The following is a 14,617-nucleotide window of genomic DNA, read 5'->3' on the forward strand; positions in this document are numbered from 1 at the left end:
AAAGGAGTGAATAGGATGTCTGAAGCATATAAAAACGCAGGAGTTGACATCGAAGCCGGATATGAAGCTGTAAAACGGATGAAAAAACATGTGGAGCGCACGAAAAGGCTTGGCGTTATGGGCAGCCTTGGCGGCTTTGGCGGCATGTTTGATCTGTCGGAGCTTTCTTATCAGAAACCCGTTTTAATTTCGGGAACAGACGGTGTCGGCACAAAATTAAAGCTGGCTTTTTCCATGAATAAACATGACACGATCGGTGTAGACGCTGTTGCAATGTGTGTCAATGACGTGCTTGCGCAAGGTGCGGAGCCGCTCTTTTTTCTCGACTATTTAGCGGTCGGCAAAGCAGACCCCGTGAAAATCGAGCAGATCGTACAAGGCGTTGCGGATGGCTGTGAGCAATCAGGTTCAGCCTTGGTCGGCGGAGAAACCGCTGAAATGCCTGGATTATATACAGCTGATGAATACGATATTGCAGGTTTCTCAGTTGGTGTAGCGGAAAAGGATGAAATCGTGACCGGCGAAAACATCAAGGAAGGCCACCTTTTAATCGGACTAAGCTCCAGCGGTCTTCACAGCAACGGATTTTCCCTTGTGAGAAAGGTGCTTCTGGACGATGCAGAGCTTGATCTCGACGAGACGTATGAGCCGTTTGAACGCCCGCTCGGCGAAGAACTGCTTGAGCCGACAAGAATTTACGTGAAGCCTGTGCTTGCGGCTGTGAAAAGCGGACTCATTGATGGTATGGCGCATGTAACAGGCGGCGGATTTATTGAAAATCTTCCGCGTATGCTTCCTGAAGGCTTAAGTGCGGAAATCGATCACGGCTCTTGGCCGATCCCGCCGATCTTCTCTTTCTTGCAGGAACACGGCAAGCTGAAAGAAGGAGACATGTTTAACGTCTTTAATATGGGCATCGGATTTGTTCTCGCGGTAAAAGAAGAACATCTCACCGAAGTCATCGGAACGCTTGAAAGTCACGGCGAAAAAGCCTATTTGATCGGGCGAGTAAAACATGGTGAAGGCGTTACATTCGGCGGTGCTGCACTTTCATGAAAAAGTTTGCGGTATTTGCATCCGGAAACGGCTCAAACTTTGAAGCCATCGTCACGCGTTTGAAAGAGGAGAACTGGGATGCAGCCGTTTCGCTCCTCGTTTGCGATAAGCCGCAGGCGAAAGTCATCGAGCGGGCGGAAAGATTCCAGATTCCATCCTTTGCATTTGAGCCGAAGTCTTATGAAAACAAGGCCGCATTTGAACGGGCCATTATTGAACAGCTTCATCTTCATGAAGCAGAATTGATCGTTCTCGCCGGGTATATGAGACTGATCGGTGATACGCTGCTTCAGGCATACGGAGGAAAAATCATCAACATCCATCCTTCCCTTCTTCCCGCTTTCCCTGGAATAGACGCAGTCGGACAGGCATACCGGGCGGGTGTGAAGGTTGCCGGGATTACCGTTCATTATGTCGATGAAGGAATGGATACAGGGCCGATCATCGCTCAAAAGGCAATTGAAATTACCGAAGAAGATACATTAGAAACCATTGAAAATCACATTCACAAGCTTGAGCACAAATGGTATCCGAGTGTGATCAAAGAGCTATTAGGATTAAATAACAGAGGTGAAAAGGCATGACCATTAAACGCGCACTAATCAGTGTTTCAGATAAAACAAATCTTGTTCCTTTCGTAAAAGAACTGACAGAGCTTGGCGTTGAAGTGATTTCAACCGGCGGCACAAAAAAGCTTCTTCAAGAAAACGGTGTTGATGTCATCGGAATTTCTGAAGTGACAGGTTTTCCGGAAATTATGGACGGGCGCTTAAAAACGCTTCATCCGAATATTCACGGCGGTCTTCTCGCAGTTCGCGGCAATGAAGAGCATATGGCGCAGATCAATGAACACGGCATTGCGCCAATTGACCTGGTTGTCGTCAACCTCTATCCATTTAAAGAAACGATTTCTAAAGAGAATGTGACGTACGAAGAGGCTATTGAAAACATTGATATCGGCGGACCTGGCATGCTGCGCGCGGCATCGAAAAACCATCAGGATGTGACGGTTATCGTTGACCCAGCGGATTACAGCCCTGTTCTGAATCAAATCAAAGAAGAAGGCGATGTTTCGCTTCAGAAAAAACGCGAGCTGGCGGCAAAAGTATTCCGCCACACTGCGGCATATGACGCGCTGATCGCTGACTATCTGACAAATGTTGTCGGTGAAAAAGAACCAGAGCAATTCACCGTTACGTTTGAGAAAAAACAATCGCTTCGCTATGGGGAAAATCCTCATCAAGAAGCAACATTCTACCAAAGCGCGCTTCCTGTCAAAGGATCTATTGCGCAAGCAGAACAGCTGCACGGCAAAGAGCTTTCTTACAACAACATTAAAGATGCAGACGCAGCTGTTCAAATTGTTCGTGAATTCACTGAGCCTGCTGCGGTCGCTGTGAAGCATATGAATCCGTGCGGCGTGGGAACTGGCGAAACGATCGCAGAAGCGTTTGACAGAGCGTTCGAAGCAGATAAAACATCGATCTTCGGCGGCATTATCGCATTGAACCGTGAAGTGGACAAGCCAACAGCCGAAGCGCTTCATCATATTTTCTTAGAAATCATCATTGCGCCTTCATTCAGCCAGGAAGCGCTTGATATCCTGACAGCGAAGAAAAATCTCCGTCTGCTGACACTTGATGTGACAGCTGCCGTCCAAAAAGAAAAACAGCTGACATCTGTACAAGGCGGATTGCTGATTCAAGATTTAGATATGCACGGCTTTAATGATGCTGAGATCAGCATTCCGACAAAAAGAGAGCCGAACGAGCAAGAGTGGGAAGATTTGAAGCTTGCTTGGAAAGTCGTGAAACATGTGAAATCCAATGCGATCGTTCTCGCAAAAGATAACATGACAGTAGGTGTAGGAGCCGGACAAATGAACCGCGTCGGATCAGCGAAAATCGCAATCGAGCAGGCCGGAGAAAAAGCGAAAGGCAGCGCACTCGGATCAGATGCATATTTCCCAATGCCTGATACAGTCGAAGAAGCGGCAAAAGCGGGCGTTACAGCTATCATCCAGCCAGGCGGATCTATCCGTGACGGGGATTCCATTAAAAAAGCGGACGAGTACGGCATTGCCATGGTATTCACCGGCATCAGACACTTCAAACATTAAGGGGATGAAAACGACGTGAATGTATTAATTATCGGTAAAGGCGGAAGAGAGCATACGCTGGCATGGAAGGTGGCGCAAAGCAGCCTTGTTGATACGGTATTTGCCGCTCCGGGAAATGACGGCATGGCATCTTCTGCACAGCTTGTAAACATTGAGGAAAGCGACCACGCCGGGCTTGTCTCATTTGCAAAAGAAAATCAGGTCGGGCTGACCATTGTCGGGCCTGAGGTTCCTTTAATTGAAGGCCTTGTTGACGAGTTCGAAAAAGCCGGTCTTCGTGTGTTCGGTCCGTCAAAAGCCGCTGCGATCATCGAAGGAAGCAAGCAGTTTGCAAAGGATTTAATGAAGAAATACGACATTCCGACCGCAGAATACGACACGTTTACATCCTTTGAAAAAGCCAAGGCTTATGTGCAGGAAAAAGGCGCTCCGATTGTCATTAAAGCGGACGGACTGGCGGCTGGAAAAGGCGTAACCGTTGCGATGACGGAGGAAGAAGCCATCGCGTGTCTGCATGATTTTCTTGAAGATGAAAAATTCGGTGATGCGAGCGCATCTGTCGTGATTGAAGAATTTCTTTCCGGCGAAGAGTTTTCCCTCATGGCATTTGTCAAAGGAGAAAAGGTATATCCGATGGTCATTGCCCAAGATCATAAACGCGCGTTTGATGGTGACAAAGGGCCGAATACAGGAGGAATGGGCGCTTACTCTCCTGTTCCGCAAATTTCGGAAGACACCGTGCGTCATGCTGTAGAAACGATCGTCAAGCCAGCCGCAAAAGCAATGGTTCAAGAAGGTCGCTCCTTCACAGGCGTTTTGTATGCGGGGCTGATGCTCACTGCGAATGGATCGAAGGTCATTGAATTTAATGCCCGCTTCGGCGACCCGGAAACGCAGGTTGTGCTGCCTCGTATGGATTCTGATCTGGTACAAGTGCTTCTAGATCTTTTAGATGATAAGGAAGTTGACTTGAGATGGAAGGATACGGCGGCAGTCAGTGTCGTGCTTGCTTCAGAAGGCTATCCTGAAAGCTATGCAAAAGGCACGCCGATTGGCAGCCTGACAGCAAATGCTGATCAAGTTGTCGTCTTCCATGCCGGAACGAAAGCAGAAGGTGAAGAGTTCGTCACAAACGGCGGCCGTGTCGCCAATGTGACCGCTTTTGATGAAACGTTTGAAGCGGCACGAGACAGAGTGTACAAAGCCGTTGATGAGATCATCAAACCCGGCCTGTTTTTCAGAAAAGATATCGGAGCACGAGCTCTGAAGGCTGCCCAAAAATAAAGTGAAGAAAAACCCGCAGATTGTGCTGCGGGTTTTTTGTTATACAAAAGCATGCCGGAAAGCGGAAGAAGAAAGCACAACAAGCGTGGTCGGTTTTCCGTGGGCCATTGAAGCGTCTATAAAATCTTCTAGACTATGCACAGATTCCGTCACCACTTTTGTCACATAGCTGTACATACCTGTAATCCGGTGGTTCTCTGCCACATCGGGGTGAGCTGCGGCAAAGGCGGCGTAGTGTTTGCAGCTTTTCGGCTCCATCAGGATAAAAGCAGTGACATGTTTGTTTAGCTTTTCATAACAGATATCAGCGCTGTACCCGGTAATGACCCCTTTGTCCTCAAGCTTTCTGACACGTTCCGCCGCACTCGGAGAGCTGAGTCCGACAAGCTTTCCTAATTCAACCATCGTTAATCTGGCATTTTGCTGCAAATGCGAAAGAATCTGAAGGTCTGTATCGTCCATTGGTATTGCTCCTTTATATGTTTAGGTGAATTGGTGAGAATTCCTTTTATTATGAGGAAATGTTGTTGATATAGCTTAATTGTAGCATATAGGTGCCGTTTGTTTTTTTCTATAATAAAGCCATCAACATGAAAGGAGGCAATCATTTTGCCGGAATTACAGCGTTCGATTACTTGGGTTCAAGGAGCGGCATTAACGATCGGGGCCGTATTAGGCTGCGGGATCTTAATCCTTCCGTCTGTCACGGCTGATGTCGCCGGTCCCGCTTCTGTATTGGTTTGGGGATTTATGTCTTTCTTATCTTTTCTGCTCGTCGGCACACTGGCGCGCCTTGTCAGAATGGCACCAAGCGCAGGAGGAATCACGGCTTATGTACAGCTAGCTTTTCGGCCAAAAGCCGGAGCCATGTTGGGCTGGATTATGCTGGGATCGGTTCCGATCGGTGTGCCAGTGATCGCTTTGACTGGCGCACATTATGTCAGCTACGTCACACAGGCTTCAGATTGGCAGATTGCTTGCATTGCAGCAAGTATGCTGGCGATCTCCATTTTGCTTCATATCAGGGGCATTCAATTATCAGCAAACATCAGCATACTCGTCATCTGTGTCATTCTGCTGCTGCTTGTCATTTCTGTTGCTGTTTCACTGCCCCATGTAAAAGCAGCTGAATTTAAGCCTTTTCTGCCACATGGCTGGTTTGCCGCGGGTTCTGTTTCTGTCATCATCTTTTTTTCTTTTGTAGGCTGGGAAATGATTACCCCATTAGCTGAAGAGTTTAAACAACCGGAAAAGGATGTTCCAATCAGTTTATTCTTGGCGGCAGCTTGTGTGGCGGTGCTTTATATCATGCTATCGTTTGTCACTGTAGGCACTCATGCATATGGAGAAAAAGGAGAAATCGCATCTCTGACGATGCTCATATCAAAAGGTACAGGGGATATTGGGGTATATGTAACGACTTGTTTAGCTCTTTTTATTACATTCGCCACCATTCATGCCAACATTGCGGGATTTTCAAGAATGGTCTATGCGTTGGCGAGAGAAGGTCATATTCCCGGGTATTTCGGGAAGCTCAGTCATACAAAACATACACCTGTCCGTGTATTAACAGCGCTGGCTTTCGTGTTTGGTTTCGTTCTTATGGCAAACGGCATATTTCAAATTGATCTGACAACGCTCCTGAAAGGACCAAGCTCAGCATTCATCGCATCTTACATATGCACAATGGCGGCAGCGCTGAAGCTGCTGAACTGGAAGGATTCAGGCTGGTGGATGGCTTTGGGGGCGCTTCTTCTTTGTACAGTGATCTACTTATTTAGCGGCTGGGCTCTCTTGTATCCGGCTGCGTTTGCGGCTGTTGGTTTTTTCTATATGAAGACAAAGGGATATACTGAGAAAAAGCTTGATCACGTTTTATGATCAAGCTTTTTTGTTTACGATTCTTGATGATCCTGTCCATGGTTTTCACCAGTGCTGTTTTGAAACATATAGGTCACAGGGCAGAAACGCAGTATGCCTGAACCTGCCTTCATGGCGCCGATAAAGATGCAGAACAGATGCATTCTGCACCAAGGTTTTTTCGTATACTTGGCACTGGCAGCTGACATAATTGTCAGTCCGCAGGCGATACGGAAGACGGCATTGATGAGACTGATGTTTGGTTTCATGGAATCTGCTCCTTTTACTTAAAAAAGTTTTTTAATCGAACCTTCAAAAATTTGTAACGTTTTTATCGTGCGTGATGGAGAAGGATGTGATAACATGAGTCTAATACATGTAAAGGAGAGTATGTGAATGTCCGAACGCACCTTTAACTGGAAAAACAAAGACATCAGGGCACAGGTTGATGTTGTAGACTCTAAGCTGCTTCCAACGCTCCTTTTACGGAATGCTCTCGTCTTAAATCCATATGTAAAACAATGGCTGAAAAAAAACATTTGGATTTATCAGGACCGTATTGTTTATGTTGGTCATGAACTTCCGGATAGAACCGAAGAAATTCATACGATTGATTGTGAAGGAAAATACATTGTGCCTGGCTATATCGAACCGCACGCACATCCTTTTCAAATATATAATCCCCAAACGCTGGCGGAATATGTGTCTCAGTACGGTACAACGACATTCGTAAATGATAACTTATTTTTGCTTTTGCAAAGCGGAAAAAAGAAAGCGCTTACTATTTTGAACGAACTCAAAAAGCTTCCGGTTCAGTATTTTTGGTGGTCACGGTATGACCTGCAGACCGAGGTGCTGAACGAGGATCACGTTCTTCCGTTTGACGTCAGAAAGCAGTGGATTGAACATCCGGATGTCATTCAAGGTGGAGAAATGACTGGCTGGCCGCGTCTTGTAGATGGCGATGATTTAATGCTTCACTGCATGCAGGCCACAAAAAAACAGCGGAAACGCATAGAAGGGCATTTTCCCGGCGCTTCAGATAAAACGCTTACAAAAATGAAGCTGTTCGGAGCGGATTGTGATCATGAAGCCATGACAGGTGATGAAGTGATGAGAAGGCTGGAACTGGGCTATTATGTATCACTTCGCAATTCGTCCATTCGCCCTGATTTAAGAAACATATTGCAGGAGCTTCATGAAAAGGGCTTCCGCTACTATGACCACTTTTTTTACACAACAGACGGCGCTACGCCGAATTTTTATAAAGGCGGCATGACAAACGAGCTCATCCGGATTGCTCTGGAAGAAGGGGTTCCGGCAATCGATGCGTACAATATGGCATCCTTTAACATCGCAAAGTATTACCAAATGGATGATTATTTAGGCGTTGTCGGACCGGGAAGACTTGCGTCACTGAATATCCTTGAGGACCCGTTGCAGCCGAATCCGGTAACCGTTCTGTCAAAAGGCAAAATTCTGCGTGAAGACGGCCGTGATATGAATGCGTTTCCACATACGAACTGGAATAAAGGCGGTCTTGTCCCGCTTGAGCTTTCATATGATATGACGATGGATGATTTGCAGTTTTCCATGCCGATGGGCGTAAAAATGCGGAATGCGGTGATTATGGAGCCGTATATGATTGAGATCGACAACTCAGTCGAACAGCTTTCATTTGACCATGATGAAAGTTATTTAACGATGCTTGACAGACATGGGAAATGGCGCGTGAATACGATGATAAAAGGATTTGCGTCAAGTGTGCAGGGATTTGTGAGCTCCTTTACGACGACGGGTGACATTGTCGCGATCGGAAAAAACAAAGCGGATATGCTGCTTGCTTTCTCCCGCATGAAAGAAATCGGCGGGGGAATTGTGCTTGCGGAAAACGGAAAAATCCTTCACGAAATACCGCTTTCACTGTGCGGATGCGCTTCTTCGGAATCGTATGACATCGTGCTGGAAAAGGAACAGAAGCTGAGAGATCTTTTGACTGAAAGAGGCTATGAGTATTGTGATCCGGTTTATACGCTGCTCTTTTTGCAAAGCACGCACCTCCCGTATATACGCATTACGCCAAGAGGAATCTTCGACGTGATGAAAAAAACTGTACTCTTTCCATCGATAATGCGTTAAAATATAAAAGAGCGGGGAGCCGACATATGAAAAAATGGATGACAGTTTGCGTACTGTGTTTCGCGTTTTTCCTGCTAGTATCCTGCCAGCAGAAGGACGCTGTCCCTGATCACACAAAGAAGCTGAAAGCTCCTTTGACGGGACTGGAGACTGAGCAGAAGGTGACTGAACGCAGGCCTGTTGCTGTCATGGTGAACAATCACCCGAAGGCGAGGCCGCAATCAGGACTGTCTAAAGCCGACATTGTCATAGAAGCGCTTGCCGAAGGCCAAATCACAAGGTTTCTGGCCATTTTTCAAAGCCAGATGCCTGAAACTGTCGGACCTGTGCGGAGTGCGCGGGAATATTTCGTCACTCTCAGCAACGGTTTTGACAGCATATTTGTCCATCACGGCTGGAGTCCCGGCGCCAAGGAGCAGCTGGAATCCGGAGCTGCCGATTATATTAATGGATTGGATTTTGACGGAAGCTTATTTTGGAGAGCTGATTTCAGCGAACCGCCCCACAATTCTTACACGTCTTATCAGTACATAAAAAAGGCGGCTGAACAAAAGGGATATGAGCTGAAGCAGAAAACAGATCCAATGCTGTTTCAAACATCAGATGCAAAACCTGTAAATGAATCTTATAATGTTCGGGTAGATTATGGAACAAAAAACGTTACAAATCTTGTCGAATACAACTATGATAAAAAAACTGAAGCTTATACGAGAAGCTCTGATGGTGTCATGACGACAGACCGGGAGACCGGAAAGCCGGTTGCAATGCAAAATATTTTCATTGTTGAAGCCAGCCATCATATTATTGACCAAGATGGAAGGCGTGACATCGACATAGAATCAGGGGGTAAAGGTCTGCTGTTTCAGCACGGAAACGTCATTGAAGCAGACTGGAAAAATGTAAACGGAAGAATTGTGCCGGTAAAAGACGGCAAATGGCTGCCGTTTGTGCCAGGAAAGACATGGATAAATATCGTGCCTGATCTCGATGCGGCTTCCATTAGTAAAGGAGAAGGTGTGTAACGATGCAAATCGATAAATTACGCGGCAAAGAACTGGACCAGTTATTTAACTCGATCTTATCGCTGAAAGACCTGGAGGAATGTTACCGGTTCTTCGATGATCTTTGCACAATTAATGAAATTCAATCGCTGGCTCAGCGCCTTGAAGTGGCGCGTATGCTTCGCGAAGGAAACACGTATCATAAAATTGAAACAGAAACAGGCGCTTCTACAGCGACCATTTCCCGAGTGAAACGATGCTTAAATTATGGAAATGACGCATATGAAATGGCGCTTGACCGTGTGAAGGAGAATGAAACAGAGTCTTCTTCCAAATAAAAAACCGCCCTGCCGTCTGGCAAGGGGCGGTTTTTTTATGAAACAATTTTCTCAATCAGATTGTCGATGTCAATTGTGCTGCCATCCTCTTTTCGATAGACAACATGCTCCTTGGAAAAATGAACTGGCGTATCGATCCCGGCTGCTGCGGCCAGATTAAACAGCCCCTCACGCAGCGAAATGACGTAGTTGCAGACGCGGTGCTGTTTTTCCTCAACGCTCAGCGCTTTTTGCAGCTTTGGATCTGTTGTCGCAACGCCTGCCGGGCATGTGTTGGTGTGGCATACGAGGGCGCGGATGCATCCGACTGAAAACATCATGCCACGTGCAATGTTGACAAAATCAGCGCCCAGAGCTAAAGCGACCGCGATTTTGTCAGGGGTCAGCAGCTTTCCGGAAGCAAAAAGTTTCATACGGTCACGCAAGCCGTATTGTCTGAGCAGCGTATCAACGATAGGGAGCGCCGTCATAATCGGGAGGCCGACTGTGTCGGCAAGCTCATAGAAGGAAGCGCCGGTACCGCCTTCACTACCGTCTACCGTAATAAAATCAGGATGTTTTCCGCTTTTCTGCATATAAGAAAAAAGCTCATGCAAGTCATCAGGCTGGCCTGCAACAATTTTAATGCCGACCGGCTTTTGACCGACGTTTCGCAGCTTTTCAATAAAATCCAGCATTTCAGGCGCGCTTGAAAATTCATGAAAGCGGTTTGGGCTGTCGATTGACTTTCCGGGTTCGACATTCCGGATGTCTGCCACCTCTTCTGATACTTTAGCGCCATCCACATGTCCGCCGCGGGTTTTGGCTCCTTGTGCGAGCTTCAGCTCAAACGCTTTAATTTGATCTAGCCGGCTTTTCTTTTTAAATTCCTCCCACGAAAATTCCCCTTTTCTATTGCGTACGCCAAATAGACCGGGGCCGATTTGGCAAATGATATCAGCACCTCCCTTTAAGTGATACTCAGACAATCCGCCTTCACCGGTATTCATCCAAGTGCCGCCCGCCTGGTGCAGCCCTTTTGACAGCGCCGTAATGGCGCGCTCTCCAAGTGAACCGTAGCTCATGGCGGATTGACCGACTAATCCCTTCACATAAAAAGGCTTTTCGCATGTACTCCCGCCGATGACTTGAACATCATCAGGATGGAGAAAATACGGATCAGCCTTGATACGTTCGGCATGTTCGCTGCGTCTGAACAGATTGTCCGAATCGATTTTATAGATGTGGGTTTCGATTTTCGGAGACTGGTCCATACGCAATTCTTCTTTTTGTTTTGGGAAAAGGGCGTTTCGGATATAATAGCCCGGTTGATCAAAATCTCTTACCGATCCGAACCCCATCATTCTGCTTTTGTATTTTCCTGATATGACTGTTTGCTCATATTCTTTTCGTGAAAAAGGCTGTTCCTCATTGTCATTGCTGAATAAATACTGCCGCAGCTCCGGTCCGATTTTTTCAAAAATATAGCGAAACCTTCCGATGACAGGATAATTGCGGAGGATTGAATGCTCCTGCTGTTTTTCGTCCTTTATGTAGATCCAGACAAACAATGCGATGGGGATAACGATGATCCCGATGATAAATGCAATAAGTGCAATAATGATGTATTCCATCTGTCAGCCTCCCTTTTTTATGTAACCATTTCCACTGTTGGGGCGTTTCCAAACAATAGAAAATATTACTGTGTTTTTTCTATAAAAAGAGAGCGGAACAGCCGCTTTTTTTCTGCGGAAATAGAATCAAAACACCTTTTTCAGTGAATAAAGAGAATGACGGCTTTTTCCGTTTTTCCGCGCTATGTGAATTTGTTATAATGTTTAAATGGTAAGAAACGAATGGAGGAACGGATGACGTGTACGATGTAACGGAGTGGAAGCATGTCTTTAAACTCGATCCAAATAAAGATTTGCCTGATGAACAGCTGGAGATTCTTTGTGAGTCAGGGACTGATGCGGTCATTATCGGAGGAAGCGACGGTGTGACGGAGGATAATGTCCTGCGGATGCTGTCTCAGGTGAGACGGTTTTTAGTGCCGTGTGTCCTTGAGGTGTCAGCGATTGAAGCGATTGTCCCTGGCTTTGACTTATATTTTATTCCGAGTGTATTAAACAGCAAAAATCCGGATTGGATTGTCGGAATGCATCAGAAAGCCATGAAGGAATATGGAGAACTGATGTCGATGGAAGAAATCGTGGCGGAAGGCTACTGTATCGTAAATCCTGATTGCAAAGCCGCGGTTTTAACGGAGGCGGACACCAATTTGAATCATGACGATATCATCGCCTATGCGCGCGTATCTGAACTGCTGCAGCTTCCGATTTTTTATCTGGAATACAGCGGCGCTCTTGGGGACATAGAAGCCGTGAAGAAAACGAAGGCTGTATTGGAAACGTCCACCCTGTTTTACGGAGGCGGCATTAAAGATGCGGAGACGGCAAAACAGTATGCCGAGCACGCGGATGTCATTGTGGTGGGCAACGCTGTGTATGAGAATTTTGATGAAGCGCTGAAAACAGTAGCAGCTGTCAAAGGCGAGTAGCGAAATGTACGGATTTGGTTTATGATAGAACATATGTTTGTATAGGCGGGTGACGAATTTTGAATTACATTAGCAATCAACTATTAAGCGGATTAAACCCCGTTCAGCAGGAAGCTGTCAAAACAACGGACGGGCCTCTCTTGCTGATGGCGGGAGCGGGAAGCGGAAAGACGCGTGTCCTGACACACAGGATCGCTTATTTAATGGCAGAAAAGCATGTGGCGCCGTGGAACATTCTGGCGATCACATTTACAAATAAAGCGGCACGGGAAATGAAAGAACGTGTGGAAAGCATTCTCGGGCCCGGAGCGGACGATATCTGGATTTCCACGTTCCACAGCATGTGTGTGCGGATTTTGCGCCGAGATATCGACCGCATCGGGATCAACCGCAATTTCTCAATCCTTGATACGGCTGACCAGCTTTCAGTCATCAAGGGAATTTTGAAGGAACGCAACCTCGATCCGAAAAAATTTGATCCGAGGAGCATCCTCGGCACGATCAGCAGTGCGAAAAACGAATTAACCGAACCTGAGGAATTTTCTAAGGTTGCCGGCGGCTACTATGATCAGGTCGTCAGCGATGTATACACTGATTATCAGAAAAAACTGCTGAAAAACCAGTCGCTTGATTTCGACGACTTAATTATGACAACCATTAAACTGTTTGACCGTATTCCGGAAGTGCTTGAGTTTTATCAGCGCAAATTCCAATACATCCACGTCGATGAGTATCAGGATACGAACAGAGCGCAATACATGCTCGTGAAGCAGCTGGCTGAGCGTTTCCAAAACCTTTGTGTTGTCGGCGACTCCGACCAGTCCATCTACAGATGGCGCGGGGCGGACATTGCCAACATTCTTTCCTTTGAAAAGGATTATCCGAATGCCAGCGTCATTTTGCTTGAACAAAACTACCGTTCAACAAAACGGATTTTGCGCGCGGCCAACGAAGTGATCCAAAACAACACAAACCGCAAGCCGAAAAATCTATGGACGGAAAACGATGAAGGAATTAAAATTTCCTATTACCGCGGAGACAATGAATTCGGTGAAGGACAATTTGTTGCCGGGAAAATTTATGAGCTTCATAACTCCGGCAAACGGAAGCTGTCGGATATCGCCATCTTGTACCGGACAAACGCCCAGTCCCGTGTGATTGAGGAAACGCTTCTCAAAGCGGGCCTGAACTATAACATTGTCGGCGGCACAAAGTTCTATGACAGAAAAGAAATCAAAGACATCCTCGCGTACCTGCGTCTCGTATCCAATCCGGATGACGATATCAGTTTCACGCGCATTGTCAATGTGCCGAAGCGCGGAGTAGGCGCCACATCGCTTGAAAAAATCGCTTCATATGCAGCGATGAACGGCTTGTCACTATTCCAAGCGATTCAGCAGGTTGATTTCATTGGCGTCAGCGCCAAGGCAGCAAACGCGCTCGACAGCTTCAGACAGATGATTGAGAACCTGACAAACATGCAGGACTATTTATCAATTACCGAGCTGACCGAAGAAATTCTCGATAAAACCGAATACAGAGAAATGCTGAAGGCTGAAAAATCAATTGAAGCCCAAAGCCGTTTAGAAAACATCGACGAGTTCCTGTCTGTAACGAAAAACTTTGAACAGAAAAGCGAAGACAAAACACTCGTTGCGTTCCTGACTGATTTGGCACTGATCGCTGATATCGACCAGCTCGACCAGAAAGAGGAAGAATCCGGCGGCACGGATGCGATCACGCTGATGACGCTGCACGCAGCAAAAGGACTGGAATTCCCGGTTGTTTTCCTTATGGGACTTGAGGAAGGCGTCTTCCCGCACAGCCGTTCACTGATGGAAGAAGCAGAGATGGAAGAAGAACGCCGTCTCGCTTACGTGGGCATTACAAGAGCGGAGCAGGAGCTTTATCTGACCAACGCAAAAATGCGCACGTTGTTTGGCAGAACAAACATGAACCCGGAATCACGCTTTATCGGTGAAATTCCAGATGATTTATTGGAAAACCTAAATGAGAAAAAAGAAACGAGAGCGCCGTCTGCGAGAAAAATGCAGCCGAGACGCGGCCCTGTTTCCCGTCCGGTGTCCTACGCAAGCAAAACAGGCGGCGATACCCTAAACTGGGCTGTCGGAGATAAAGCCGGGCATAAAAAATGGGGCACAGGAACCGTTGTCAGCGTGAAAGGCGAAGGAGAAGGGACCGAACTCGATATTGCCTTCCCGAGCCCGATCGGTGTGAAACGCCTGTTAGCGGCATTCGCGCCAATTGAAAAGCAGTAATT

The 14,617-nt window shown here is 46.7% G+C and carries 13 protein-coding genes; 10 read left to right on the top strand and 3 right to left on the bottom strand.

Annotated features, from left to right (window positions below; all coding sequences use genetic code 11):
* Positions 1–15 precede the first annotated feature (15 nt).
* The 4 genes from purM to purD are packed head-to-tail and all read left to right on the top strand — an operon-like array spanning position 16 to position 4,459.
* On the top strand, positions 16–1,056 hold the full coding sequence (gene purM, locus NSS75_RS03805) for a phosphoribosylformylglycinamidine cyclo-ligase (RefSeq protein WP_101861353.1): 1,041 nt from the start codon (positions 16–18) through the stop codon (positions 1,054–1,056).
* Positions 1,053–1,640 carry a phosphoribosylglycinamide formyltransferase gene (purN, locus tag NSS75_RS03810; protein WP_339236021.1) on the top strand — a complete coding sequence of 196 codons (588 nt, stop codon included), beginning with the start codon at positions 1,053–1,055 and terminating at the stop codon, positions 1,638–1,640. The genes purM and purN overlap by 4 nt, the downstream gene beginning before the upstream one ends.
* Entirely contained in the window at positions 1,637–3,175 is a 1,539-nt protein-coding gene (gene purH, locus NSS75_RS03815) for a bifunctional phosphoribosylaminoimidazolecarboxamide formyltransferase/IMP cyclohydrolase (RefSeq protein ID WP_103672125.1), read from the top strand. Before purN ends, purH begins: the two co-directional genes overlap by 4 nt.
* A 15-nt stretch (positions 3,176–3,190) precedes the next feature.
* Positions 3,191–4,459: a phosphoribosylamine--glycine ligase gene (gene purD, locus NSS75_RS03820; protein WP_339236026.1), complete on the top strand. Its 1,269-nt coding sequence runs from the start codon at positions 3,191–3,193 to the stop codon at positions 4,457–4,459.
* A 39-nt stretch (positions 4,460–4,498) separates the two neighbouring features.
* Here purD and NSS75_RS03825 read toward each other — a convergent pair whose 3' ends face one another.
* Positions 4,499–4,921 (bottom strand): Lrp/AsnC family transcriptional regulator, encoded by a 423-nt coding sequence (locus NSS75_RS03825; protein ID WP_024120450.1) that lies wholly within the window; start codon positions 4,919–4,921, stop codon positions 4,499–4,501.
* A gap of 144 nt (positions 4,922–5,065) precedes the next feature.
* Here NSS75_RS03825 and NSS75_RS03830 point away from each other — a divergent pair, with 144 nt between their 5' ends.
* Entirely contained in the window at positions 5,066–6,340 is a 1,275-nt protein-coding gene (locus NSS75_RS03830) for an amino acid permease (protein WP_339237549.1), read from the top strand.
* A 14-nt stretch (positions 6,341–6,354) separates the two neighbouring features.
* On the opposite strand, the gene NSS75_RS03835 is transcribed toward NSS75_RS03830, so the two are convergent.
* Positions 6,355–6,588 (bottom strand): DUF2892 domain-containing protein, encoded by a 234-nt coding sequence (locus tag NSS75_RS03835; RefSeq protein ID WP_024120452.1) that lies wholly within the window; start codon positions 6,586–6,588, stop codon positions 6,355–6,357.
* Positions 6,589–6,715: 127 nt separating this feature from the next.
* Here NSS75_RS03835 and NSS75_RS03840 point away from each other — a divergent pair, with 127 nt between their 5' ends.
* The 3 genes from NSS75_RS03840 to NSS75_RS03850 are packed head-to-tail and all read left to right on the top strand — an operon-like array spanning position 6,716 to position 9,797.
* Positions 6,716–8,458, top strand: a complete 1,743-nt coding sequence (locus NSS75_RS03840) for an adenine deaminase (protein ID WP_024120453.1) — start codon at positions 6,716–6,718, stop codon at positions 8,456–8,458.
* A 26-nt stretch (positions 8,459–8,484) separates the two neighbouring features.
* Positions 8,485–9,480 carry a DUF3048 domain-containing protein gene (locus NSS75_RS03845; RefSeq protein ID WP_316961199.1) on the top strand — a complete coding sequence of 332 codons (996 nt, stop codon included), beginning with the start codon at positions 8,485–8,487 and terminating at the stop codon, positions 9,478–9,480.
* Between the two features lie 2 nt (positions 9,481–9,482).
* A complete protein-coding gene (locus NSS75_RS03850; protein WP_014479070.1) occupies positions 9,483–9,797 on the top strand; it encodes a YerC/YecD family TrpR-related protein in 315 nt (104 codons plus the stop codon).
* A gap of 35 nt (positions 9,798–9,832) precedes the next feature.
* On the opposite strand, the gene NSS75_RS03855 is transcribed toward NSS75_RS03850, so the two are convergent.
* Positions 9,833–11,410, bottom strand: coding sequence for an FMN-binding glutamate synthase family protein (locus NSS75_RS03855; RefSeq protein WP_103672129.1), 1,578 nt, complete (start codon positions 11,408–11,410; stop codon positions 9,833–9,835).
* Positions 11,411–11,649: 239 nt separating this feature from the next.
* On the opposite strand from NSS75_RS03855, the gene NSS75_RS03860 reads away from it, so the two are divergent.
* Together NSS75_RS03860 and pcrA are read left to right on the top strand one after the other, a co-directional pair.
* Complete coding sequence (locus tag NSS75_RS03860; RefSeq protein WP_024120456.1) at positions 11,650–12,336, top strand: heptaprenylglyceryl phosphate synthase; 687 nt, start codon at positions 11,650–11,652, stop codon at positions 12,334–12,336.
* Positions 12,337–12,395: 59 nt separating this feature from the next.
* Positions 12,396–14,615, top strand: coding sequence for a DNA helicase PcrA (gene pcrA / locus NSS75_RS03865; RefSeq protein WP_024120457.1), 2,220 nt, complete (start codon positions 12,396–12,398; stop codon positions 14,613–14,615).
* Positions 14,616–14,617: the final 2 nt, after the last annotated feature.

Source organism: Bacillus sp. FSL K6-1012, assembly GCF_037964915.1.
Lineage (GTDB): Bacteria > Bacillota > Bacilli > Bacillales > Bacillaceae > Bacillus > Bacillus halotolerans.

Bases quoted from the DNA above. Each gene is read 5' to 3' on its own strand.
- purM (WP_101861353.1), top strand. From the start codon at position 16: ATGTCTGAAGCATATAAAAACGCAGGAGTTGACATCGAAGCCGGATAT.
- purN (WP_339236021.1), top strand. From the start codon at position 1,053: ATGAAAAAGTTTGCGGTATTTGCATCCGGAAACGGCTCAAACTTTGAA.
- purH (WP_103672125.1), top strand. From the start codon at position 1,637: ATGACCATTAAACGCGCACTAATCAGTGTTTCAGATAAAACAAATCTT.
- NSS75_RS03825 (WP_024120450.1), bottom strand. From the start codon at position 4,921: ATGGACGATACAGACCTTCAGATTCTTTCGCATTTGCAGCAAAATGCC.
- NSS75_RS03835 (WP_024120452.1), bottom strand. From the start codon at position 6,588: ATGAAACCAAACATCAGTCTCATCAATGCCGTCTTCCGTATCGCCTGC.
- NSS75_RS03840 (WP_024120453.1), top strand. From the start codon at position 6,716: ATGTCCGAACGCACCTTTAACTGGAAAAACAAAGACATCAGGGCACAG.
- NSS75_RS03845 (WP_316961199.1), top strand. From the start codon at position 8,485: ATGAAAAAATGGATGACAGTTTGCGTACTGTGTTTCGCGTTTTTCCTG.
- NSS75_RS03850 (WP_014479070.1), top strand. From the start codon at position 9,483: ATGCAAATCGATAAATTACGCGGCAAAGAACTGGACCAGTTATTTAAC.
- NSS75_RS03855 (WP_103672129.1), bottom strand. From the start codon at position 11,410: ATGGAATACATCATTATTGCACTTATTGCATTTATCATCGGGATCATC.